This is a genomic window from Lysinibacillus sp. BF-4, assembly GCF_000743635.1.
GTDB classification, from domain to species: domain Bacteria; phylum Bacillota; class Bacilli; order Bacillales_A; family Planococcaceae; genus Metalysinibacillus; species Metalysinibacillus saudimassiliensis.
Map to the genome: position 1 here is coordinate 238,179 of NZ_JPUW01000001.1, position 24,629 is coordinate 262,807.

General features: G+C 40.5%; 25 protein-coding genes and 1 riboswitch. Of the genes, 21 read left to right on the forward strand and 4 right to left on the reverse strand.

The genetic code is table 11. The features are described from left to right. Positions 1-43 precede the first annotated feature (43 nt). Positions 44-988 carry an alpha/beta hydrolase gene (locus tag CH76_RS01185; protein WP_036141700.1) on the reverse strand — a complete coding sequence of 315 codons (945 nt, stop codon included), beginning with the start codon at positions 986-988 and terminating at the stop codon, positions 44-46. 185 nt (positions 989-1,173) lie between these two features. Here CH76_RS01185 and CH76_RS01190 point away from each other — a divergent pair, with 185 nt between their 5' ends. Both CH76_RS01190 and CH76_RS01195 read left to right on the forward strand, forming a co-directional pair. Continuing rightward, positions 1,174-2,352: an acetyl-CoA C-acetyltransferase gene (locus tag CH76_RS01190; protein ID WP_036141702.1), complete on the forward strand. Its 1,179-nt coding sequence runs from the start codon at positions 1,174-1,176 to the stop codon at positions 2,350-2,352. 16 nt (positions 2,353-2,368) lie between these two features. Beyond that, positions 2,369-2,620 (forward strand): YqkE family protein, encoded by a 252-nt coding sequence (locus tag CH76_RS01195; RefSeq protein WP_036141704.1) that lies wholly within the window; start codon positions 2,369-2,371, stop codon positions 2,618-2,620. An 18-nt stretch (positions 2,621-2,638) separates the two neighbouring features. Here the strand turns inward: CH76_RS01195 and CH76_RS01200 are convergent, their stop codons facing one another. Beyond that, complete coding sequence (locus tag CH76_RS01200; RefSeq protein ID WP_036141706.1) at positions 2,639-3,100, reverse strand: VanZ family protein; 462 nt, start codon at positions 3,098-3,100, stop codon at positions 2,639-2,641. Continuing rightward, entirely contained in the window at positions 3,097-3,987 is an 891-nt protein-coding gene (locus tag CH76_RS01205) for an aldo/keto reductase (protein WP_036141709.1), read from the reverse strand. The genes CH76_RS01200 and CH76_RS01205 overlap by 4 nt, the downstream gene beginning before the upstream one ends. 82 nt (positions 3,988-4,069) lie before the next feature. On the opposite strand from CH76_RS01205, the gene CH76_RS01210 reads away from it, so the two are divergent. The 7 genes from CH76_RS01210 (at position 4,070) to CH76_RS01240 (ending at position 10,634) form a co-directional block, all read left to right on the forward strand. Beyond that, positions 4,070-4,618 carry an NUDIX domain-containing protein gene (locus tag CH76_RS01210; protein ID WP_036141711.1) on the forward strand — a complete coding sequence of 183 codons (549 nt, stop codon included), beginning with the start codon at positions 4,070-4,072 and terminating at the stop codon, positions 4,616-4,618. A gap of 64 nt (positions 4,619-4,682) precedes the next feature. Further along, positions 4,683-5,135: a Fur family transcriptional regulator gene (locus CH76_RS01215; protein ID WP_036141713.1), complete on the forward strand. Its 453-nt coding sequence runs from the start codon at positions 4,683-4,685 to the stop codon at positions 5,133-5,135. 79 nt (positions 5,136-5,214) lie between these two features. Continuing rightward, positions 5,215-6,105: a site-specific tyrosine recombinase XerD gene (gene xerD, locus CH76_RS01220; protein ID WP_036141715.1), complete on the forward strand. Its 891-nt coding sequence runs from the start codon at positions 5,215-5,217 to the stop codon at positions 6,103-6,105. A gap of 79 nt (positions 6,106-6,184) precedes the next feature. Next, on the forward strand, positions 6,185-7,372 hold the full coding sequence (deoB, locus tag CH76_RS01225) for a phosphopentomutase (protein WP_036141717.1): 1,188 nt from the start codon (positions 6,185-6,187) through the stop codon (positions 7,370-7,372). Continuing rightward, positions 7,369-8,673, forward strand: a complete 1,305-nt coding sequence (locus CH76_RS01230) for a pyrimidine-nucleoside phosphorylase (RefSeq protein WP_036141721.1) — start codon at positions 7,369-7,371, stop codon at positions 8,671-8,673. The genes deoB and CH76_RS01230 overlap by 4 nt, the downstream gene beginning before the upstream one ends. Positions 8,674-8,797: 124 nt before the next feature. Beyond that, positions 8,798-10,117: a diaminopimelate decarboxylase gene (gene lysA, locus CH76_RS01235; protein WP_036141723.1), complete on the forward strand. Its 1,320-nt coding sequence runs from the start codon at positions 8,798-8,800 to the stop codon at positions 10,115-10,117. A 154-nt stretch (positions 10,118-10,271) separates the two neighbouring features. Continuing rightward, positions 10,272-10,634, forward strand: coding sequence for a GNAT family N-acetyltransferase (locus tag CH76_RS01240; RefSeq protein ID WP_036141726.1), 363 nt, complete (start codon positions 10,272-10,274; stop codon positions 10,632-10,634). Positions 10,635-10,657: 23 nt separating this feature from the next. On the opposite strand, the gene CH76_RS01245 is transcribed toward CH76_RS01240, so the two are convergent. Then, positions 10,658-11,101 carry a DUF309 domain-containing protein gene (locus CH76_RS01245; RefSeq protein WP_036141728.1) on the reverse strand — a complete coding sequence of 148 codons (444 nt, stop codon included), beginning with the start codon at positions 11,099-11,101 and terminating at the stop codon, positions 10,658-10,660. A 68-nt stretch (positions 11,102-11,169) separates the two neighbouring features. Here CH76_RS01245 and CH76_RS01250 point away from each other — a divergent pair, with 68 nt between their 5' ends. The 12 genes from CH76_RS01250 to dnaI all read left to right on the forward strand — a co-directional run bounded on the left by CH76_RS01250 (position 11,170) and on the right by dnaI (position 24,450). After that, positions 11,170-11,946, forward strand: a complete 777-nt coding sequence (locus tag CH76_RS01250; protein ID WP_036141730.1) for a segregation/condensation protein A — start codon at positions 11,170-11,172, stop codon at positions 11,944-11,946. Continuing rightward, entirely contained in the window at positions 11,912-12,496 is a 585-nt protein-coding gene (gene scpB / locus CH76_RS01255) for an SMC-Scp complex subunit ScpB (protein ID WP_036141732.1), read from the forward strand. Before CH76_RS01250 ends, scpB begins: the two co-directional genes overlap by 35 nt. Before the next feature lie 64 nt (positions 12,497-12,560). Then, on the forward strand, positions 12,561-13,292 hold the full coding sequence (locus tag CH76_RS01260; protein WP_036141735.1) for a pseudouridine synthase: 732 nt from the start codon (positions 12,561-12,563) through the stop codon (positions 13,290-13,292). A 101-nt stretch (positions 13,293-13,393) separates the two neighbouring features. Next, a complete protein-coding gene (resA, locus tag CH76_RS01265) occupies positions 13,394-13,927 on the forward strand; it encodes a thiol-disulfide oxidoreductase ResA (RefSeq protein WP_036141737.1) in 534 nt (177 codons plus the stop codon). Positions 13,928-13,944: 17 nt separating this feature from the next. Beyond that, on the forward strand, positions 13,945-15,606 hold the full coding sequence (locus tag CH76_RS01270) for a cytochrome c biogenesis protein ResB (RefSeq protein WP_036141740.1): 1,662 nt from the start codon (positions 13,945-13,947) through the stop codon (positions 15,604-15,606). Further along, complete coding sequence (gene ccsA / locus CH76_RS01275; RefSeq protein ID WP_036141741.1) at positions 15,606-16,799, forward strand: cytochrome c biogenesis protein CcsA; 1,194 nt, start codon at positions 15,606-15,608, stop codon at positions 16,797-16,799. Before CH76_RS01270 ends, ccsA begins: the two co-directional genes overlap by 1 nt. A gap of 97 nt (positions 16,800-16,896) precedes the next feature. Beyond that, positions 16,897-17,613, forward strand: a complete 717-nt coding sequence (locus tag CH76_RS01280; RefSeq protein ID WP_036141744.1) for a response regulator transcription factor — start codon at positions 16,897-16,899, stop codon at positions 17,611-17,613. Further along, on the forward strand, positions 17,606-19,381 hold the full coding sequence (locus CH76_RS01285; RefSeq protein WP_036141747.1) for an ATP-binding protein: 1,776 nt from the start codon (positions 17,606-17,608) through the stop codon (positions 19,379-19,381). The genes CH76_RS01280 and CH76_RS01285 overlap by 8 nt, the downstream gene beginning before the upstream one ends. A gap of 70 nt (positions 19,382-19,451) precedes the next feature. Next, a riboswitch (FMN riboswitch) is annotated at positions 19,452-19,616 on the forward strand. Between the two features lie 88 nt (positions 19,617-19,704). Then, complete coding sequence (locus CH76_RS01290; RefSeq protein WP_036141750.1) at positions 19,705-20,295, forward strand: ECF transporter S component; 591 nt, start codon at positions 19,705-19,707, stop codon at positions 20,293-20,295. 128 nt (positions 20,296-20,423) lie between these two features. Beyond that, entirely contained in the window at positions 20,424-20,894 is a 471-nt protein-coding gene (gene nrdR / locus CH76_RS01295) for a transcriptional regulator NrdR (RefSeq protein WP_036141752.1), read from the forward strand. A gap of 14 nt (positions 20,895-20,908) precedes the next feature. After that, the gene (locus CH76_RS13400) at positions 20,909-23,497 is read left to right on the forward strand and encodes a DnaD domain protein (protein ID WP_051910122.1); all 2,589 of its coding nucleotides are present in this window, start codon (positions 20,909-20,911) and stop codon (positions 23,495-23,497) included. A gap of 14 nt (positions 23,498-23,511) precedes the next feature. Continuing rightward, positions 23,512-24,450, forward strand: coding sequence for a primosomal protein DnaI (gene dnaI / locus CH76_RS01305; RefSeq protein ID WP_036141755.1), 939 nt, complete (start codon positions 23,512-23,514; stop codon positions 24,448-24,450). The last annotated feature ends 179 nt before the right edge of the window (positions 24,451-24,629 follow it).

Consider the following 24,629-nt stretch of genomic DNA (forward strand, 5'->3'; position numbering starts at 1 on the left):
TACTAAAAAGCATCCTTTACGCATTTCGTAAAGGATGCTTTTATTATTCTGTGATTTTGTAAGCAGGCACATACTCGTCTAAAAACTTAGTAACGACTTGTAAATATTCACGGGGGTTTTCATTGAAGGAGTCTGCGTGCCCACCTTCTTCAAAAAGTTTAAGCATTTTTGGCCCTGATTTGGCTTCGTACATTTCTTTAGTCATCTCATGAGGGATAAATAAATCAGGGATGCTATGAATAAATAATACAGGCTTAGTAATAGATTTAACAGCTGTTAACGGTGCAACATCTCGTAAGGAGTAGCCATCACGCATGCGTAAAAAGAAATTAGCTAAGTGCAACGGCATAGACGTCGAAAATTTTAAATCCTTTTGTGCAATACGGCTAACGAGCGCGCCAAAGTCTGAAAAGGCACAGTCGGCAATATAAAAGTCTGCTTGATCTTCTAAAAGCCCTGCATACAGTAAAGTAGTTGCCGCACCCATTGATTCACCGTGTACACCAATTACAGCATCGTCACCAACGACTTTGCGCACAGATTTAACTACAGCTTCTAAGTCCATTTTTTCGTAATAGCCAAAGCTTGTTGTTTTACCACCTGAGTTACCATGGCGTCGATGGTCATAAATAACAGAATTATAGCCGAGCTTTTCAAAAAGGCGAGCAAAGCGCACGGAGTTAATTTTATTTTCGGTTACCCCGTGGCAAATAATCATGGTGTTTTTTGTAGCTAATGGCTTTAACACGACACCGCTGATGGTATAGCCATTTGGCGATTCTATTGTTAGTTCTGTGTCTTTATATTTATTATACCAAGCCTCGTCAAAGCGCTTAGCAATTGTTTCACGCTCCAAAATAAAGGCATCATCTTTTTTCTTAATGTACATTAAACGGTTAGATAGTTTAATACCAAATACGGTTGTTGCAATAGTAGCAAGTGCAGTTGTGACGGCAGATGCTAGGAGCCATTTCTTTTTCTTTGTCATTGTTACGCCTCCTATGTAAGTACTCCTCATAATTGTAATAGAAGAAAAACTATGACGCACGTAAAAAGCATTACTGTTATCCCAATAAGGAAAAAGTGTGCCGTAGTAAATTTTTTCACTATTTGGTAAACTGAAAGTACATGTCAATACAAAGGGTGGCATGAGAGAAAAGGGGGCAATTTATCATGACAGAGGTAGTAATTGTAAGTGCTGTACGTACAGCAATTGGTTCATTTCAAGGGTCACTAAAAGATGTACCAGCTACGCAGTTAGGTGCTATTGTAATTGAGGGCGCTTTAGCCAAGGTAGGTATAGATGGCGCGCTAGTAGATGAAGTGATTATGGGCAATGTGTTACAAGCAGGGCTTGGACAAAACCCAGCGCGACAAGCGTCGATTAAAGCAGGGTTACCACAAACTGTACCAGCAATGACAATTAATAAAGTATGTGGCTCAGGTTTAAAGGCAGTCCATTTAGCTACACAGGCAATTAAGGCGGGGGATGCGTCGATAATTGTTGCGGGTGGCTTTGAAAATATGAGTCAAGCGCCTTATTTAATGCCAAAAGCGCGTCAAGGCTATCGCATGGGCGATCAAAAAGTCGTGGATAGCATGGTGAACGACGGCTTATGGTGTGCTTTTAATGATTACCATATGGGAGTAACAGCAGAAAATTTATGTGACCAATTTGCCATCACACGTGAGGAGCAAGATGCTTTTTCTGCACGTTCGCAACAGCGCGCGGCGCAGGCCATTGCGGCAGGGAAGTTTACCGACGAAATTATTGCGGTTGAAATCCCTCAACGCAAGGGCGAACCTATTGTTTTTGCTGAGGATGAGTATGTGAAGGCAACAACAACTGAAGCCTCACTTGCTAAACTGCGACCTGCTTTTAAACGGGACGGCTCTGTTACTGCAGGCAATGCGTCAGGTATTAATGATGGAGCGGCTGCAGTTGTTGTTATGTCTAAGGCAAAGGCAGATGAGCTCGGTGTAACGCCACTCGTAACAATTGCAGGTAATGCTTCAGCAGGTGTGGATCCAGCGGTTATGGGGATTGGACCTGTAGAAGCGGTGAAAAAAGCATTAACTAAAGCAAACACAGCGCTAGACCAAATGGATGTAATCGAAGCAAACGAAGCATTTGCAGCACAGTCCATTGCAGTTGACAAAGCGCTTCATTTCGACCATGATAAATTAAATGTAAACGGCGGCGCTATCGCACTTGGACATCCAATTGGTGCAAGTGGTGCGCGTATTTTAGTGACGCTTATCCATGAGATGCAAAAGCAGGATGCTAAAAAAGGCTTAGCCACATTATGTATTGGTGGGGGGCAAGGCGTTGCAACGGTCGTTACACGCTAAAAGAAGGTGAATTACTATGGCAAAAAAACGCGGACAAAAAGTTGCAGGCACTGTTAAAAAGCAAGATGATGCTGTAACTATCGCTGACCAGTTAGGTGGCGATATGCTTGCAAAGTTAGCACAAATGAAAAAAGATTTAACAAAGCAAGAGGAGCAACAAGCAATCGAGCGCGAGGAACAACTGCGACGTGAGCGTAAAGAACGTGAAAAAAACAAAACGTTTGAGGAACTACTCGACGAATACGGCGATATGGGCTCTAAATTCTAAAACAAAAGCAACTTCATTTTAACGTGAAGTTGCTTTTTGTTGCCTTAAATTGCGGTAAATCAGCCACAACACAATACCAAAGACTGCGCCTGCGCTATCGAGCCAAACATCTTGCATGGTCATGGTACGCCCTGGCGTAAAGCTTTGTCTAAATTCGTCGCCAAGTGCAATGCCAAATGCAATAACGAGCACAATTATAGGGTGTAAACGAAATTGCAGTAGCGCTACTGCGATCGTTGCAAACATTAAAAAATGCGCGCTTTTACGAATCAAAAATTCGACGAAGGCAAAGTAGCCACGCTCATCTACACTAACGATGGTATCCCAGTAAGGTATGGCAAGCTGGCTAAGTTGCGCTTCAAATGGTTTAGTACTGAGTGTTGTTTGTAAAAAGTGTTGCAGTGATTGTTGCTCAGCCGTCATGCTAGAAAAAATAACGAGCACAACTAGTAGTATGCCAATAAAGTAAAACTTTTTCATCGGTGAGCGCTATAGCGTTGTAGCTGTGTTAAGGCGTTAGCTTGTGTTAAGTCAGTGATGTGCTGAGCACGCTCATATGCTTGTATGGTTTCGGTAATTTGTGCTTTTTTACTTGCACCAATCACTGTAGAGGCGATGGCACTGTGTTGCAAATTAAAGGCGAGTGCAAGGGCATGGATGTCTCCGTAAATCTCTTTTAGTTGCTGTAAGGTTAGCTGGATTTCTTCTTCAGTATAGCTACCATAAGCTTGTGCACGCTGTTGCCATTCATTAGTTAAAAGCCCTTTAGCCAATGTGCCACGCGTGACAACGGACGTGCCTTGTGCTTCAATGAAATCAAAAAACTCTTCTGGCTGTCGGTCAAGTAAGCTATATTGCATCATGATGCTTGCAGCAGTAGCGCTCGGTAAAAAACGTTCAATCACATTAGGACGAATCGAAGAAATACCATAAGCTCGAATAGTGCCTGCTTTTTTTAAGCGCTCAAATACTTCAATAATGGCCTCAAAGTCATCATCAATTGTGCCACCGTGCAATTGGTAAAGGTCGATATAATCTGTACCTAATCGGCGTAAGCTATCTTGCACGGCTTGTTCAATATAAGCGGGTGAGGCATCCCAGTGCCAGCCATCTTCACCTTTAGTAAAGCGGTTACCTACTTTTGTTGCGATTGTGAGATTGTGACGCTCACCTTTAACTAATTTGCCAACAATTTCTTCGTTAGCACCAAAATCGTATAAATCAGCCGTATCAAAATATGTAATCCCTTGTGATAGCGCTTCAAATACAATGGGTTTAGCAGCAGTATAATCATTTGGTAGTGACATACAGCCAAGTCCAATTTCGGAAATGGTTAGTGAGCTTGTACCTAGTGTTCTTTTTTGCATAAATATTTCACTCCTACATCGTTTTTTGTTAGCTTAATGGTACAATGAAAGAGTGTACCAGAACAAGTGAGGGGGCAGTTCAATGCCAAATTTTGAAGAAAAAACAATTCGTACGAAAAAAATATTTCAAGGTAAAATCATTTCACTGCAAGTAGATGATGTTACGCTACCTAATGGTAAGGAAGCAAAACGTGAATTAGTTAAGCACCCTGGTGCCGTTGCAGTCATTGCGATTACACCTGAGCAAAAAATGGTGCTTGTTAACCAATACCGCAAGACGCTTGAACGTATGTCTACAGAAATCCCTGCTGGTAAAATGGAAGCTGGAGAACTACCATTACATACCGCACAGCGTGAGCTAGAGGAAGAAACGGGCTATAAAGCAAAGCATTGGGAGCATGTACAAACCTTTGCCACATCACCTGGCTTTGCGGATGAGATTATTCATGTGTATTATGCGAGTGAGTTGGAGGCTGTGCTACAAAAAGCGCCGCTTGATGAGGATGAGTTTGTGGAGTTACAAGAAGAAACGCTTGATAACGTTTTTGCAATGCTCCAAAATGGAGACATTGCGGATGCTAAAACGGCGTATGCAATTCAATGGTGGAAACTACAACAGTTAATGAAATAATGTACTTAACTTGTTTTTCTTTTTATTGCTTTGGTATAATGATAAAAGTTTAGGAGGGCGTCGTATGGAAAGCCGCATCGATCGAATAAAAAAACAATTGCATAGTGCAAGTTATAAATTGACGCCGCAGCGAGAGGCGACGGTAGCTGTGTTGCTTGAGCACGAAGAAGATCATCTGAGCGCAGAGGATGTTTTTTTGCTTGTAAAAGAAAAAGCACCAGATATTGGCCTAGCAACCGTTTATCGCACACTTGAGCTATTAACAGAGCTTAAGGTTGTCGATAAAATTAACTTTGGCGACGGTGTTTCACGTTATGATTTACGACAAGAGGGCGCAACGCATTTCCACCACCATTTAGTGTGTGTTGAGTGTGGTGCTGTTGACGAAATCCAAGAAGATTTATTAGTGGATGTCGAAAATGTTGTCGAAAAACGTTGGAACTTTAAAATTAAAGACCACCGTCTTACATTCCACGGTATTTGCTGGCGCTGTCATGATAAGGAAACGAATGAATGAGCAGGCATAAAAGCCAAAAAGCACTTTATAAATGACCTCGGTCGTTTGTAAAGTGCTTTTTTTACGAGGAGATGACGAAATGTTTCAAGATGAAATTAATGATTATTTACACTTTATACGTGTAGAGCGTCAATTAGCGGATAATACGCTAGCTTCTTACCGCCGTGATTTAGAGGCGTATGCAAGCTCTTTAAAGGCGCAGCAAGTGACAAATTTACAAGGGATTACACGCGAACATATTACCAAGCATTTACAGCAATTGCGTCAAACGACATCTGCGCGTACTACGTCACGTCACATATCCTCTATACGTGGCTTTCACCAATTTTTATTGCGCGAGCGTATTACCGAGGAGGACCCAACCTATCATATCGAAATGCCAAAGGTAACGCAGACATTACCTGATGTGTTATCACTTGAAGAAATCGAAAAATTACTGGCTGCGCCTAATACTGTAAAGCCACAAGGCGTGCGAGATGTAGCTATGCTGGAGTTATTGTACGGCACAGGTATGCGTGTCAGTGAATTGATTGCATTAAATATGGAGCAAATTCATGCGTCTATGGGCTTTGTACGTATTATTGGTAAGGGAAATAAGGAGCGTATTGTACCGCTTGGTCAAACGGCACTAAAAGCTTATGAGCAGTATATTAACGAAGCGCGCCCAAAATTGTTGAAAAATTATCCAGCTACAGATGCTTTATTTATTAACCAAAGAGGGAAGAGATTAACAAGACAAGGTTGTTGGAAACTATTAAAGCAACACGCACAAAATGCTGGCTTAACAAAAACGATGACGCCACATGTACTGCGTCATTCCTTTGCAACGCACCTCGTAGAGAACGGGGCAGATTTGCGCGCTGTGCAGGAAATGCTTGGGCATGCAGACATTGCAACAACCCAAATTTATACCCACGTGAGTAAGGTACGCCTCTCAGAAGTGTATAAACAATTTCATCCACGCGCATAATTTTCACTTAGTCAGATGTCTGACCTTACTTATTTCTGCAATGTTTGGTAAAATAAAAAAATAAACGGAGGTAATTACTATGACAAAATTTAAAAAAATGCACGTAATTGTAATGGATTCAGTAGGTATTGGTGAAGCACCAGATGCTAAAAGCTTTGGGGACGAAGGTTCGCATACATTAGGGCATATTGCTGAGCATATGGACGGGATGCACATTCCTAACTTAACAAAAATGGGTTTAGGTAACATTGCGCCGCTACATAAAGTTGACATGGTTGAAGCACCTACAGCCTTTTATGGCAAGATGCAGGAAGCTTCGGTTGGTAAGGATACAATGACAGGTCACTGGGAAATGATGGGCTTAAATATTGATAAACCATTTAAAGTATACCCAGAAGGTTTTCCGCAAAGTTTATTAGATGAGCTAGAGCGTCGCACAGGACGTAAAATCTTATGTAACTTACCCTACTCAGGCACTAAAGTGATTGAGGATTATGGCAAAGAGCATATGGCAACGGGTGCGTTAATTGTTTATACATCGGCTGACCCTGTAATGCAGATTGCTGCTCATGAGGACATTATCCCGTTAGAAGAATTATATAAAATTTGTGAGATTGCACGTGAACTAACACTAGCACCTGATTATTTAGTAGGGCGCGTAATTGCTCGCCCATTTGTTGGAGAGCCAGGTAACTTTACACGCACATCTAATCGTCATGATTATGCCCTAAAACCATTTGAGCGCACAACAATGAACGAAATGAAAGATGCAGGTTATGATGTCATTGCAGTTGGCAAAATTTCTGACATCTTTAATGGTGAAGGCGTAACAGAGGCAATTCGTACTAAAAACAATATGGATGGTATGGATAAGTATGCAGAAGTTGTACGCAAAGATTTTACAGGCATGAGTTTTTTAAACCTTGTAGACTTTGATGCAAACTTTGGCCACCGTCGTGATCCGCAAGGCTATGGTGAGGCGCTTGAGCAATTTGACGCTCGCTTGCCAGAGATTTTACATGCGTTAGGTGAAGATGATGTGCTTATGATTACGGCTGACCACGGCAATGACCCTACCTTCCCAGGGACGGATCATACACGTGAGTACGTGCCATTGCTTGTTTATTCACCAAGATTCGCGCAAGTGACAGAAATGCCCTTAAACGAAACGTTTGCGGATATTGCGGCAACCATTGCAGAAAATTTTGATATTAAAGCGCCGACATACGGCAAAAGCTTTTTACCACTACTGGAGGCGACAAAATGAGATTTGTAGATATTATTGAAAAAAAACGTGACGGTCACGCATTAACGAAAGAGGAAATTGCATTCTTTATTGAAGGCTATACGAATGGTGAGATTCCGGATTACCAAGCAAGTGCTTTATTAATGGCGATTTACTTTGAAGATATGACGGATGAAGAGCGTGCTAATTTAACAATGGCAATGGTAGCATCAGGCGACCAAATTAATTTAGCAGCTATTGACGGTATTAAAGTTGATAAGCACTCTACAGGCGGTGTAGGTGATACAACTACGTTACCACTAGCAGCAATGGTAGCGGCTGTTGGCGTACCTGTTGCTAAAATGAGCGGACGTGGCTTAGGTCATACAGGCGGTACGATTGATAAATTAGAAGCAATTGAAGGCTTCCATGTTGAATTGTCAACAGAAGACTTTACGAAGCAAGTAAATGAAATTAAAATGGCAGTTATCGGCCAAAGCGGTAATTTAACACCTGCGGATAAAAAAATCTATGCGTTACGTGATGTAACAGGCACAGTAAGCAGTATTCCGTTAATTGCAAGTTCGATTATGAGTAAAAAAATTGCTTCAGGTGCAGATGCAATCGTGTTAGATGTTAAGACAGGCGATGGTGCCTTCATGAAAACAGTAGAAGATGCTGAACGCTTAGCTCATGCCATGGTGAAAATCGGTAATAGTGTTGGACGTAATACAATGGCGATTATTTCGGATATGAGTCAACCACTTGGCTTTGCGATTGGTAATGCTTTAGAGATTAAAGAAGCTGTTGAAACATTACAAGGCAAAGGCCCAGCAGATTTACAAGAGCTATGCTATGTTTTAGGCTCACAAATGGTAGTGCTTGGTGGTCATGCTAAAACATTAGCAGAGGCACGCACACAACTTGAAGCAGTTGTAGCAGATGGCTCTGCGCTTGAAGTGCTACGTGCTTTTATTACAGCACAAGGCGGTAACGCAGCAGTAGTGGATGATTTAACTTTATTACCACAAGCTAAGTTTGTGACAGAGCTTGCGGCAAAAACATCAGGCTATGTGGCTAAACTAGAAGCTGATGATATTGGTACAGCAGCTATGCTACTGGGTGCAGGACGCGCTACAAAAGAGTCAGAAATTGATTTAGCAGTTGGGCTTGTATTAAACAAAAAAGTAGGCGATTATGTAAATGCAGGTGAGTCACTTGTTACCATTTATGCTAATCGTGAAGATATTACGGACGTTGAGCAAAAACTATATGACCACATTATTTTATCAGATGAGGCTGTAGCCGCTCCAAAATTAATCCATTCAATTATTACAGAATAACTAGCAACGCTCTCACAGGTAGTGTGAGGGCGTTTTTTGTGTGCATCTTTTCTTTACTGCTTTAGTGTGGTAATGTTTTTATAGATATTTTTCGATTATTTTGACAAGGAAAGAGGAGAAGATAATGCATTTATATGGTACACAAGAAGTGAATTCACAAGGGCATTTACAAATTGGTGGAGTGGATACGATAACATTAGCAAATCTTTATGGTACACCATTATTTGTGTATGATGTGGCATTAATTCGTGAGCGTGCACAAGGCTTTGTAGAAACCTTTAAAAAGTTAGGAGTGCCTGCACAGGTAGCTTATGCATCTAAGGCGTTTTCAAGCATTGCAATGTATCAGCTAGCGGCACAGGAGGGCATGTCAATTGATGTTGTGTCTGGGGGCGAGTTATATACAGCTTTACAGGCAGGTGTTGACGCGCAAAAAATCCATTTCCATGGTAACAACAAATCACTAGCTGAGTTAGAGATGGCATTTGATGCAAAGATTGGCTGTATTGTAGTAGATAATTTTTATGAAATTCAAATGTTAAAAACAATGGCGGCTGCCCGTCAGCAAACTATGTCAATCTTACTGCGCGTGACACCAGGTGTAGAGGCGCATACGCACGACTTTATTACAACGGGTCAAGCCGACTCAAAGTTTGGCTTTGACTTAAATAACGGACAGGCAGATGAGGCCTTCCTACAAACTTATGAAGATGCTTACTTAAAACTATTAGGCATGCATTGTCATATTGGCTCGCAAATTTTTGATACAGTAGCTTTTGGTGTAGCAGGTGAAAAGCTCGTAGACAAGATGGCAACATGGAAAGAAGCGTATGGTTTTACATGTACAGTGCTTAATTTAGGTGGTGGCTTTGGTATTCGTTATACAGCAGAAGACCAGCCATTAGCACCACAAGTGTATGTGGAAGATATGATTAAGGTTGTACAGAAGAAAGTAAATGAGGTAAAATTAACGATGCCGGAAATTTGGATTGAGCCAGGTCGCTCGCTTGTCGGGGATGCTGGTACATCGTTATATACAGTTGGCTCACATAAAACTGTACCAAATGTGCGCGAGTATATTGCTGTGGACGGTGGCATGAGCGATAATATTCGCCCAGCATTATATGATGCAAAGTACGAGGCTATTATTGCAAATAAAGCAAATGAAGCCGCAACAGAGACATACACAGTAGCAGGTAAGCTATGTGAGTCAGGTGATAAATTAATTGAAGACGCACAACTACAAAAGGCGCAATCAGGTGATATACTTGCGATGTTCTGCACAGGCGCTTATGGTTATGCTATGGCGAGCAATTATAATCGCGTCGCTCGTCCAGCTGTCGTATTTGTAGAGAACGGACAGCACCAGCTTGTGGTAGCGCGCGAAACGTATGCGCATATTATTGCCAATGATAAAGCGTTAACGTTAAAAAAGGGTGAATAATCATTGCGAAAGAAAAATATTTTAGTATTACTAGCATTACTCGGTGTGGTTTGTCTTTGGGTAGCAGTTTACTGGTTCTTCCTCGTGCCAAACGGTTACATTCAAGCACCACCAAAATAATTAGCAACAGGTAGAAAAAGAGGGAAAAATAATTATGTTAGTTCGTTATAAAAAATCGTTGCAAAAAATAGCGATGGGTTTGTTATCGCTAATGCCAAGTGAGAAAAATATAAAAAAACTTACAGAAACGATTGACGCCTATGCGAAAGACGAGACGCAACATTTATACTTGTGGAAGCAACAAGAAGAATATGTGGGCATTGTAGGTGTCACTGTTGATGGTGAGGTAGCAACCTTACAGCATATTTGTGTTGTGCCATCTTACCGCGGTGAAGGCATTGCAACACAAATTTTGCAGGAGCTTACAGCCTTAGGCATTTATAAAGAAGTATGTGCAATTGATGATATACAGCCATTGTTTGATAAATGTATGGGCTGCATAGCGGAAAATAGATAAAGTGTTGCCTACTGAGTAAACGATTACTTCGTAGGCAGCGCTTTTTTTGGTTGGCGTGCCGCAATAACTTCAGAGCGGTCACGCAAAGTATGCTTGTGCATAATAAAATGCGCATCAAGCTTAGGTAACTCAGCTATACGTGCTGTCACAAGCGATTGTAATTCATCAGTCATAGCTAACTTGTGACGGAGAAGTTGCTCGCGATCAACATACGCAAAGAAGACGTCATCTGCATTCATTAGGATGCGCTTTGCACTCGTACTTAATTTTTGTGCGCCTCGTGTATTGCCACGACGCGCGTGATAAAGTGCTGCAGCGAGCTGAATATAGCCAACAAGAGCATGCTCTTTATCGCCAGGCGCAAGCATTTTCCAGTATTCTTCTGCAACCTCATGACACTCAAAAAAATCGCCAAGGGTAAAGTGGGCACAGTAATCGATAAATAAGGGGTGTAGTTGTGGATGCATAACAAAACTCATTCCTTTATACTTTGATGAGATAAGTATAAAAGAAATTGACTAAAGGTGGTTAATGAATGGCTTATGAAGTAAGTGTAGAAGGTTTTTCAGGCCCGCTCGATTTATTATTACATTTGATTCAGCGCCTTGAAATTGATGTCTATGATATTCCAGTAGCAGAAATCACTGCGCAGTATATGGCGCACATCCATGCTATGCAGGTGCTAGAATTAGACGAAGCAAGTGAATATTTAGTGATGGCAGCGACATTGCTAGCAATTAAAAGTCGCATGTTACTACCTGTCCATGATATAGGTATGGATGATATGGTAGAGGAAGTCGACCCACGTGAGGAGCTTGTACAGCGCCTTATTGAATATAAGCGTTATAAAGAAATTGCTGAGCAACTTGAGGAGCAGAGTGCGAGCGTGATTCCACAATATGTGCGTCCTGCAGCTGATTTATCGGCGTATATGAAGGAGGAGCAATTGGCATTTTTTGATATGGATGTTACCGTGTATGATATGTTAGCTGCCTTCGAAAAAATGTTACAACGAAAAAAATGGCAACAACCTTTAACAACGCGGGTAGCAAGGCAAGAAATTGCAATTAAAGATCAAATGCGCTCTGTGTTTTCGTATTTAAAACGAGCTAAAGGGCGCGCAAGCTTTGCTGATTTATTTGAGGTCGGTAATAAGAGTGCGTTAATCGCCACATTTTTATCTGTGCTCGAATTAATGCGTCAGCAGATGATTAGGATTGAACAACAACAAAACTTTGAAGAACTAACCGTTATTTTAGTGCAAGAGGAGTGGCAAGATGAATACACAGCCGAACTTGATTACCAAAATTGAAGCATTATTATTTGTTGTTGGGGAGGATGGCTTGAGTGAGAAGCAACTCATGCAATTTACAATGGCAACACCAACAGAAATGGCAACAGCTTTAGCTGAGTTACAGGCGAGTTACCAGCAAGAAGGGCGTGCAATTGAGCTGCGTCAAACCGCAGGTGTTTATCGTTTAGTAACGAAGCAGTCAGTCGCCAATGTAGTAGAAAAACTTATTGAAGATCCACCGTTGCAAAGTTTATCGCAGGCTGCGCTAGAGGTGCTAGCTATTGTTGCCTATAAGCAGCCCGTAACTCGTAGTGATATTGAGTTTATCCGAGGTGTTAAGAGTGAGCGACCGCTAAATACACTAGCGGCAAAAGGGCTTGTTACAGAAGTAGGGCGTAATGAAGGTGCGGGGCGAGCGATTTTATACGGGACAACGACAGAATTTTTACATCAATTTGCTTTAAATGATATTACAGAGTTGCCTACTTTACCTGAAGAGGAAGAAGTGAGCGATGACGCAACAGACTTGTTTATGTCCAAGTTTGAGCAAACGTTTGACGAAAATTAAAAGCTATACGGAATGCCGAAAGTGTGACATAATTTCAACGACTAATAAAAGAGGTGGACGAACATTGGAAAGATTACAAAAAGTAATTGCTTACGCGGGTATTGCATCACGTCGTAAAGCAGAACAACTTATCGTCGAAGGTAAGGTTAAGGTTAATGGGCAAGTTGTGAAGGAATTAGGGACTAAAGTGAGTGACACAGATAAAGTAGAGGTTAACGGTGTAAAGCTCGAGAAGGAGCAGAAGGTATACTTCTTATTATATAAACCGCGTGCTACGATTTCAGCTGTAACGGATGATAAAAATCGAAAAACAGTAACCGATATCTTCAAAAATATAGAACAACGCATTTTCCCTGTAGGTCGTTTAGATTACGATACAACAGGCTTATTATTATTAACAAATGATGGCGAATTTTCGTATCAATTAACACACCCTAAATTTAAAATTGATAAAACATATGTAGCACGCGTAAAAGGCATCCCAACAATTGATGGGCTCAAAAAATTACAACGTGGTATTCGTTTAGAAGATGGTAAAACAGCGCCAGCAAAAGTTAGCATGATGTCAACAGATGAAGCGGCAGGCAAGGCTATTTGTGAGATTACCATTCACGAGGGGCGCAATCGCCAAGTGCGTCGTATGTTTGAAGCAATTGGTACACCAGTTGTTAAGCTGAAGCGTGAGCGTTTTGCGTTCCTAGATTTAGGTAACTTGACGCCGGGCGAATATCGTCAATTGACGAAACATGAAGTGAAGAAGTTGCGTGTTTTAGCTGAAACGGGCAAATTGGACTAAGCAAAAGAGTCATAAATCATTCAAGTTTAAAAGCAGAGCATAAACATAACATTTGATATAATGGATATGGCATTTACGTTTTTTAGGGAGGTTTTGACTTCATGGATAAAAAGAAAAAACGCTTAGTAACGCGCACAATTATTTTAGTACTTTTAGTTGTAGCGATTGGCTATGTTGTTTATTCGACAGCAACTAAAGATAAAACAAGCGTGCTACAAGTTGGTGATAAAGCACCTAACTTCTCGCTCGTAGACCTTGAAGGTAATAAACATGTGCTATCTGATTATGAAGGACAAGGTGTATTATTAAATTTCTGGGGTACATGGTGTAAACCATGTGAAAAAGAAATGCCTTATATGAATAGTCAATATGCGCAGTACAAAGATCAAGGTGTTGAGATTTTAGCTATCAACATTGCACAATCAGATTTTGAAGTACAAAAATTTGTTGATCAATACGGGCTAGACTTCCCTGTGGTAATTGATAAAACAAAAGGTGTACGAAATGCATACAACATCATAGGTTTACCCGCAACTATTTTAGTATCACCTGAGGGTAAAGTAACAAAAATCGTAACGGGTGAATTAACGGAGCAACAAATTGGGGCAATGATGGAGTCAATTAAGCCGCAATAATAAGGAGTGTCAGTCACATGGAGAAGGAAAAAATTACTTGTGCTTGTGGACATGTTAACCCTTATGGTACAAAGCTTTGCGAAAAATGTGGTAGACCATTAACAGAGGAAGAAAAGAACACCAAAGTTGTTGATATGCGTTATGACGGTAAAGCCATTCGTTCTAAAACGTATAATCGTTCAATCGTCGACAAAATTTGGAATTTCTTCTCGAGCGTTAAGGTAGGGATTGCGTTAATTATTATTACGCTACTTGCAGCTTCGGTCGGTACATTTTTACCGCAAGAGTTTTATGTCAATGTAGGTACACTTGGCGATAAGGGCGCATACTATGAAAATACGTATGGCACAATCGGTAAAATTTATTATGCATTAGGGCTGTCTGATTTATATAGTTCTTGGTGGTTCCAAGTACTTGTAGGAATGCTTGGTATTTCGATTATCGTAGCGAGTATTGACCGTGGTATCCCACTGCATAAATCATTAACGAACCAACGTGTAAAGCGACACGAGAGCTTTATGAAGCGCCAACGTATCGTAGCACAAGGTGAAGTCGAAGATAATGAGCAAACATTAGCAACGATAGAAAAAGAAATGAAAGCGTTAAAATATAAGGTTCGTCGCGATGGGGATGCATTATTAGCTGAAAAAAATCGCTTTTCTCGATACGGCCCCTATATTAATCACGTAGGTTTAATTGTATTTTTAACAGGTGTATCACTACGCGTTATACCTGGTTTATATGTTGATGAGTCGATGTTGATTCGAGAAGGCGAAACAATTGAAGTTATGGGTATGCCAGGTTATTTCCTTGAAAATGACAAGTTTATTTTGGAAATGCACGAAAACGATAAAGATGGACCATCGGGTGAGCAAGTACGACAAGGTGTTAACGTGGTAGCGAAAAACTTCCAAACGAACGCTAAATTATATAAGCAACCAGAAGGTGCATTACCAGGAGATACTGACAATTTAGAGTTAGTAAAAGAATATTCGATTCGTGTTAACCATCCTTTGCAATATGATGGCTACTCGCTTTATCAAATGGATTACCGTTTAGATGAGCTGTATACGATGACATTTGATTTAGTTAACAAAGAAACAGAAGAGTCTTATGGGCAAGTGACGGTTCAACTAGATAATCCAGAGGCGAAATATGATTTAGGTAATGGTTCAAGTGTTGAGATTTTAAATTATACACCGGACTTTGCAGGCTTTAAAGATGGTGTACCACAAACTAATTTACCAGTGCCTGATAATCCAGCGTTTGTCTTTAAAATGACAACACCTGATACGCCAGAAGGCGAAACGAGCTTTGTGGCGATTCGTAACACATTGGAGCCATTAGGTGAAAACAAAAATATGATGAAGTTTGCTTCAGCAACAACGCGTAACTCATCAGGTTTAACGATTCATAAGGATAGTACGATCCCAATTATTGCTGTTGGTGGTATCATCTTTATGATTGGTGTAGCTATCGGCTCCTATTGGAACCACCGTCGTTTATGGGTACAGGCAACAAAAGATGGCAAGCTTATTCTTGCGGCCCATACTAATAAAAACTGGTTTGGTTTGAAAAAAGAACTTGATATTGTCACGCAAGCAGCGCAATTACCAGCTTACGTTGACCAGCTTGATTTAAATGATTCCGAAGAAAAACAGGAAGGTGACGAAGCATAATGAGTTTAATTAGTCTTAGTGGTAACTTACTATTTGTAGCTTTCCTTGCTTATTTAATTGCAACTTTATTTTTCGGTGGAGCAGTAAAAAATTCACATGATAAAAGGGAAGCGGCAGCTCGCCATGCAGATAAGTGGGGGAAAATTGCGATTATCATTACTATTATTGGTTTTATCGCAAACCTAGGTTACTTTATCACACGTTGGATGTATACAGGTCATGCGCCAGTAAGTAATATGTTTGAGTTTACAACAGCATTTGGTATGTTTATTGTACTGGCATTTATTATTATGTACTTTATGTACCGTGCTACTGTACTTGGTTTAATTGCTTTACCAATCGCTGTATTAATTATTGGTTATGCGGCAATGTTCCCAACAGACGTTAGCCCACTTGTACCATCATTACAAAGTAACTGGCTTACAATCCACGTGCTCTCTGCAGCATTTGGTCAATCTATTTTATCTATTAGTGCTGTAGCAGGTCTTGTGTATTTATTAAAAGTAGTAGATTTAACAAAACCATCTAAAGAGCGCACAGCATTAGAGGCAATAATGTTCTTTGTGGTAGTAGTTATTGGTTTCGTATTAGTAACGTTGGTGTTCCGTGGTATTGGCTACGAAGCGCAGTTTACGTATATGGATAAGGACGAAATTCAACGTGAAATTACGTATGACGTACCAGCGCTATTTGGTATGAATGAATCTGTGGCTTTAACAGAAGGTAAAATGAAGCCGTTAATGGATACACCACCTATTATTAACGCTAAGAAATTAACAACGGTAGCGTGGTCACTATTAGTAGGTTCAATCCTTTACTTACTTATTCGTTTACTATCACGTAAACGTGTAAGTGAGATGCTTAAACCGTTTGTTAAGCGTGCTAACTTAGAGTTAATGGACGAGATTGGTTACCGTTCTGTATTAATTGGTTTCCCGGTCTTCACCCTTGGTGCTTTAATCTTCGCTATGATTTGGGCGCAAGAGGCATGGGGTCGCTATTGGGGCTGGGATCCAAAAGAAGTATGGGCATTAATCACTTGGTTGTTCTATGCTGCGTTCCTTCACCTTCGTTTATCAAAAGGTTGGGAAGGTCGTAAATCAGCATGGCTTGCATTAATCGGCTTTGCGATTATGATTTTCAACTTAGTTGTTATTAACTTAATCATCGCGGGACTTCACTCATACGCGTAACGATTGGAGAAGCACATGACGAAAAATGTGCTTCTCTTTTCAATTTGTGAAGTAAATTGTACAATAGATATAGATGAATGTAGAAAGGGGTAACACAATGTCAGACAATATTTCCATCCTTGTAGTAGATGACGAAGATCGCATCCGTCGCTTATTAAAAATGTACCTAGAGCGCGAAGGCTACGAGATTGATGAAGCAGAGAATGGCGAGGAAGCACTAGCCATGACATTAGAAAAAGATTATCACTGTATTTTGCTCGACATTATGATGCCAGAAAAAGATGGATTACAAGTATGTGAGGAGTTGCGTGAGCGTTCTACGACACCCATTATTTTACTTACCGCAAAAGGCGAGGAGGCAAACCGCGTGCATGGCTTTGAAATTGGCGCTGACGATTACATCGTAAAGCCATTTAGCCCGCGCGAGGTTGTGTTGCGTGTGAAAGCTATTTTACGACGCTCACAAGCCTTTGCACCTGCAGCGAACGCATCAACTTCAAAAGACTTAGTTGTCTTCCCGCATTTAATGATTGACCATGATGCACACCGTGTCACAGCGGAGGGAGTAGAAGTTAACCTTACACCAAAAGAGTATGAGCTATTATACTTCTTAGCAAAATCACCAGATAAGGTATTTGACCGTGAGCAATTGTTAAAAGAAGTATGGCATTATGATTTCTTTGGTGATTTACGTACAGTTGATACGCACGTAAAACGACTGCGCGAGAAGCTAAACCGTGTATCTGAAAATGCTGCTAAAATGATTGTTACGGTTTGGGGCGTCGGCTATAAATTTGAGGTCGTGAATGAATAGAATATGGAATAGTGTTGTCGGGAAGCTGTGGGTAACCATCTTGCTTCTCGTTTCATTTGTACTGTTTGTTTTTACCGTACTTATGCTTGAGTTTTTACAAAACTATCACGTGCAACAAGCTGAGTCGTCATTACGACAAACAGCCCATACCATTGCTAGCCTTTATGACGAGGAGCAACTGGATAGTAAGACCGAAAGCATGCTTGAAGATATTTTGCCAGAAGGTACGAATGCCTTGGTGGCTAATACGAGCCGCGATATTGTAATGGCGTTACAAGACGGCAAAAACCAAAAAGAGATTGAACAAACGATTTTAGATAATAAGGCGTTTGCCAAAGTATATTCTACAACTGAGCCAATTGTTAAAGAACTCTTAATGCCATCCTACTCTGAACAAGAAGCAATGGATACGTATTTAGTATTAGCTTTCCCATTAAACGGTGAGAGCGAGATGCACGGGGCAGTCTTTATGTACCAAAACCCAGAGGCCTTACATAAAACTTCTCGTGAGACAACAAAAATTGTCCTATTAGCGGCTATTATCGCCTTTGTATTAACGACCTTCTTTGCCTTTTTCCTATCTTCACGTATTACACTGCCTTTGCGCAAGATGCGTGAAACAGCAATTGAGCTATCAAAGGGTAAGTTTGATAATAAAGTCGTTGCGAGCCAAAATGATGAAATTGGACAACTAGCAAATGCCTTTAACCAAATGGGGCGTCAGTTAAAGCATAATTTAGAGGTTATTAATCAAGAGAAGGAGCAAGTCTCTAATATTTTAACTTCTATGACAGATGCGGTGATTACCTTTAATAGTGACAGCACCATTTTGCTGAGCAATCCACCTGCGGAAAAGTTATTGCAAATGTGGTTTGTAAATAAAGGAAGCCAAAGTAGTGAGCCATTACCACCTGAAATTTATCACATGCTAGATCATGTATTAGTGTTTGAGGATAAATTAGAAGAAGAAATTGAAATGCACGGTGCTTACTACAGCATTACGATAAGCCCGTTGTACGGTGGTAACTCTGTACGAGGCGCAGTAGCCGTTATTCGTGATATGACTGAGCAGCACCGCTTAGAAAAGTTGCGCTCTGATTTTATTGCGAATGTATCACATGAGCTACGCACGCCGATTGCTATGTTACAAGGCTACTCTGAGGCGATACTAGATGAAGTCGTTACTACTGAGGAAGACCGCAATGAAATGATTCGTATTATTTATGATGAGTCACAGCGAATGGGTCGCCTAGTATCTGAGTTATTAGATTTAGCGCGTATGGAAGCGGGACATATGATGCTTAATACAGAAACCTATCCGCTTAATACAGTATTTGAACGTATTACGCAAAAGTTTGCGCAAGTGGCAAAAGAAAAGCACGTTAACTTAATATTTACTAGTGAATTTGAGCCGCATGAGACGGTAGTGTTAGATGAAGATCGCATTGAGCAGGTACTAACAAACTTAATTGACAACGCTATTCGTCATACACTTGAAGATGGTACAGTAAGTGTGAAAGTTGAGCGTGAGGAAACCTTTGTTAAAGTACTTGTGCAAGACTCAGGCGTTGGTATACCACAAGAAGACTTGCCTTACGTGTTTGAGCGCTTTTATAAGGCAGATAAGGCACGTACCCGTTCTAAAGGTGGTACGGGATTAGGTTTAGCGATTGCACGTAATATTGTAAAGGCACATTCGGGTAATATTATGGTGGATAGTGTAGAAGGACAAGGTACAACCTTTACATTTTATTTACCCTTACGTTAAACAAAAGCAGTAGTACTTTACAATTCATTGTAAATTGCCTATGATAGTAGTGTAACAACTAAAAAATATGATTCATCTTCGGGGCAGGGTGCAATTCCCGACCGGCGGTAATTATGCGGTAGCTGTTCGACAGCAACCTATAAGCATACGAGCCCGCGACCTACTCATTTTTGTGAGTAGCTGACTTGGTGCAACTCCAAGGCCGACAGTATAGTCTGGATGGGAGAAGGTGAAGGTACGACATGTGTAATGTCTTTTTTATGCCACACATTTGTCGGACCTTTCTTCTTGCGAGGTGTAATCAGCAAAGAGGAGAGAGTAACATGGAAAAGCAACGCAAGCGCACAAAGTATTTCGTAACAATCGGGATGTTGAGTAGTATTGGCTTTTTACTACATTTATTAAATTTTCCGATTCCACCGTTTCCCGCATTTTTAAAGGTTGATTTTAGTGATATGCCAGCATTACTAGCAGTCATTACAATGGGACCAGCAGCAGGTATTTTAGTAGAGCTATTTAAAAATGTATTGGATTGGTTATTTACAGGTACTGAAACAGGTGTGCCAGTGGGGCATATTGCCAACTTTACTACAGGGGTATTATTCATTATGCCTGTGTATATGGTTTTTAATCGTTTTAAATCTGTGAAAGGGCTAATTACTGGCTTAATCGCAGGGACACTTGTTATGGCTGTCGGCATGAGCTTTTTAAATTATGCTGTATTTTTACCAATGTATACGTACTTTTTAGGTATGGATCAAGTCGTTGGTGATGCATTATACGTTATGATTATCAAAGGTATTTTACCGTTTAATATTATTAAAGGTATTATTATTACAGTTATTATGGTGCTGTTATATAAAGCAATGGATAAATGGATTATTCAGCAGCAAAAGCAGTATCATTACCAATAATTATCAAAAAAGCAGTGTCACGTCTTTCTCGTGATGCTGCTTTTGTGTTTGATGTAGCCTATCCTTTTTGTGAGCTTAAAAGTTTGTTATACTTAGAACTAGTAAATTAACTTACGGGAGATAAAAATATGAGATGTCCTTCATGCCAATATAATGGTACGCGAGTTGTTGATACGCGACCAGTTGATGATAATAAAGAAATTCGACGTCGTAGAGAGTGCGAGTCTTGCAGTTATCGCTTCACAACGTTTGAAAAAATAGAAGAAACACCATTAATTGTTGTAAAGAAAGATGGTTCACGTGAGGAGTTTAGCCGCGAAAAATTACTACGTGGTATGATTCGCGCATGTGAGAAACGTCCTGTGGCCCTTGAGGTGCTAGATGAGGTAGTAATTGCTATCGAAAAAGATTTGCGCCAAATGAGTAATGGGGAAGTACAGTCCGATGATGTAGGCGAAAAGGTTATGGATCACCTTGCGTCTATTGACGAGGTAGCATATGTACGCTTTGCTTCTGTGTACCGCCAATTTAAAGATATTAATGTATTTATTGACGAGATTAGAGAGATTATTGAACGCCAATCGAATGCTAAAAAGTAAGGAGCGTGAGCCTGGTGTCATTATTACCACAAGAGCTTCATCAAAATGATGTTTTTTTTGTTGAGCTACCGCAACAACTTTCCGTTACAGAGCGCCAACTACTAACTCTTTTTTACCAACCTATTGTTGGCGGTAAGGCGTTAAGTTTATATTTTACACTTTGGGCTGAGGGTGAGTTTCAAGCTCAAACACCAACGATGCACTATTTTTTAATGCAAACGTTAGATATGGGGCTACAAGAAATTTTAAAGGCTCGCCTAGCTTTAGAAGCTATAGGCTTAGTGCGCACATGGCGTACAAGTAGTGGTGAAGAACGCAGTTTTATTTATGAGTTAGCACGCCCGCTTGAAGCAGGTGTGTTTTTTGCAGACCCCTTATTGTCGATGATGTTATACAGTAAAATTGGTGAGCGTAATTATCGTAACTTGCGTGCACGCTTTATGGAGCAACATAAAAGTCGTGATCAATTTACAGAGGTTACACGAACATTTACAGATGTTTTTACGCCCGTTAATAGTACAGTACCTACGGATTTAGTAATGCCGGTAGCTATGGCTGAAAGTAAAACCTATCCTTTTATGCAACAAAATTTTGATTTTGCGTTGCTTCAATCAGGATTACAAGAGCACTTAGTGCCTGCTGCAGCTTTAACGACTGAGGTGCGTGAAATGATTGCAAAGCTGGCCTTTTTATACCAGCTTTCACCGTTGGATATGCAAAAGGTTGTCATTATGGCACTAGATGATGATTTAGTGATTTCTGATAAGCAATTGCGTAAAGCCGCCGCAGATTATTATAAATTAACAGTATCCACAGTAATGCCTCAAATTACGCCTGTTTTTGATAAGACAGTAGTTGAGCCTACAGGGCAGAGTAAGCAACAAAAACATTTACATTATTTAGCGACAGCTAGCCCGCTTGAAAATTTGCGTCGTCTTCATAAAGGCGCAACACCTTCAGACTCTGCGGTGCAACTTGTTGAGAGTTTGTATATGCGTTATGGGTTACCAACGGGCGTAGTTAATGTCCTAGTAGAGTATGTCATGTTGATTACTGATATGAAATTACCAAAAAAATTTGTAGAGTCTATTGCAGATCATTGGCGTCGGAAGGATATTCAAACTGTAGAGCAAGCGATGCAATTAGCACGTAGTGAGCAACATAAATACAGTAACTACAAAAAACAAATTAAAGAGCCAACTGTTAAGGAAGTTACGCAACCAGCTTCAACAAATGGTTACGATGGTATTACGCCTTATGCATTTTTAAAACGTTTAAATAACGGGCAAGAGCCATTTGATTTTGTTTTAGCGATGGCAGAGGGGCTTGTAACTAAGCATGGTATGCCAGTAGGTGTAGTAAATGTATTAATGGAATATGCGATGCATGAAACGGATGGTAAGGTATCACAAAAATTTGTAGAGACAATCGCTAGTAATTGGCAACAGCTAGGTATTGCAACAGTAGAACAAGCACTTGAAGCAACAACGGCACAACAAGAAGCTTATCGCCCTCGTGTTACAAGAGAGCATATTATTTCTACTGCTACAACCTATGAAGCAATGATTCCTTATACATTTATGAAGGCGTGTTTAAATAATCAAGAGCCATTTCCTTCGATGGTAGCATTAGCTGAAAATCTAGTGCTAACTTATGGCATGCCAGTAGGTGTAGTAAATGTATTAATCGAATATATTTTGCAAAAAGAGAATGGCAAGCTACCTAAGCGTTTAGTAGAAACTATTGCGAGTGAATGGCGACAACAGCAAGTAAATACAGTCGATGAGGCAAAGGCTATGCTTACACAGCATAAAGCACCTAAAAAATATCGTCCGCGCATTTTAGTATGTGAAGAACAAGCGGCTGGTTATGAACGATATGCCATTACGCCATATGTATTTCTTTGTGAGTTACACAATGGACAGGAGCCGCTTGCAAAGGATAGTAAGCTCTGTGAAGATTTAGTGCTACAACATAAGTTGCCTATTGTCGTGACCAATGTATTAGTCGAATATGTTTTTAAACGTAAGGAAGGGTTATTACCACGTGCTTATGTCGAAGCTATTGCTAATCGTTGGAAACTAAATGGCGTTACCACAGTTGAGCAAGCTTTAGCACAAACAGAGCCAAAACCCTCGTATTCACCAACCATTACAACTGCACCACAAGCAGAAAATGCTTATGATAGTGTTACACCATATCAAATGCTTAAACGCTTAGCTAATGACCAAGAGCCTTTTGCTAATGATGTTAAAGTTGCTGAAGAACTTGTCACATTATATGGTTTGCCAATGGGTGTTGCTAATGTATTGGTAGAGTATGTCTTTACATTGCAAGAAGGGCAGCTACCTAAAAATTATGTGAATACAATTGCGAGCAAGTGGCGTGCTAAATCTATTATGACAGTAGAAGCAGCTCTCGCTCATGTGGCGGAGCAACAAAAAGCATATGAAGAAAGACAGCATAATGGTCGTCGTGTTACAGGCAAAGTAGAGCAAGTGCCAGAGTGGCTGAAGCCAACACAAACACAAGTAGCTTCATCTACAGTTGACTTTGACAAAGAACGAGCATCCATTTTAGCGTCCATTGGTCGCAAAGAATAGAAGGTGAAGAAGTAATGGAACCTATAAAAAAAACACTAGCATCTCAAGTAAATACGCCCTCATTTCAAGCGAGGTATAATGCAGTGCGTGAGCGAGTACTAGGTGATGAGCGTATTCAGGCCTTTATTAAGGCTAATGAGCAGGCTTTGACAGACGAAATGATTGAGGATGCACTACCGAAATTTTTAGAGTATCTCGATCAAGCGCATACTTGCTGTAATGCAGGTAGTGTACGTGCGTGTACAAATGCCGTAGTAGGTTGTGTGCCACGCCTTACGATGCAACCAAATGCTGTCGATGTTATGTATGCCACTTGTCCTCAAAAATATAAGGAAGAAGAAGAACGTGCGGTAGCGGCTATGATTAGTAGTTTACACATGCCGCGTGAAACGCTAACGGCTTCGCTTTCTACAATGGCAATGGACACAGGTGCACGTTTAGAAATTGCACGCTTTGTTGCTAACTTTATTAATCAAATTAAGGAAACAAAAGAAATGCCGTCAAAAGGCTTATATATTTACGGCGGTTTTGGTGTTGGCAAATCCTTTATTTTGGGCGCAGTAGCAAATGAGCTTGCCAATATTCAAGTGCGCTCGGTGCTTGTCTATGTGCCTGAGTTTTTACGTGAAATTAAGCAAGCGATTGATGATAAAACACTACAACAAAAAATGGACTTTGTTAAAAAAGCACCTGTATTAATGCTAGATGACTTAGGCGCAGAATCACTAACGAGTTGGTCACGAGACGAAATATTAGGCGCGATTTTACATTACCGTATGGCAGAGGGGTTACCCGTTTTTGTTACGTCAAACTTTGACTATAAAAGCCTAGCGGACCATTTAACGTATGTACAAAACCACCAAGAGCCAGTAAAAGCTGCGCGTATTATGGAGCGCATTCAATCCACAACCGTGCCCATTCAACTGGATGGTACAAATCGTAGACAATATTAGTTTGCAAAAATAATGAGACGAGCGTATAATGACGTTATTCAAATAGTAAATGCAATGACTAGGATATGGATTTTATCAAACGACTTAACAGAGAGGGAAGGCTTGGCTGTAAACTTCCTAAGTACGCGGTAACTATTTACTCCCTATGAGCAGCAAGAGGGTTAAATCTCTTGCCGTCC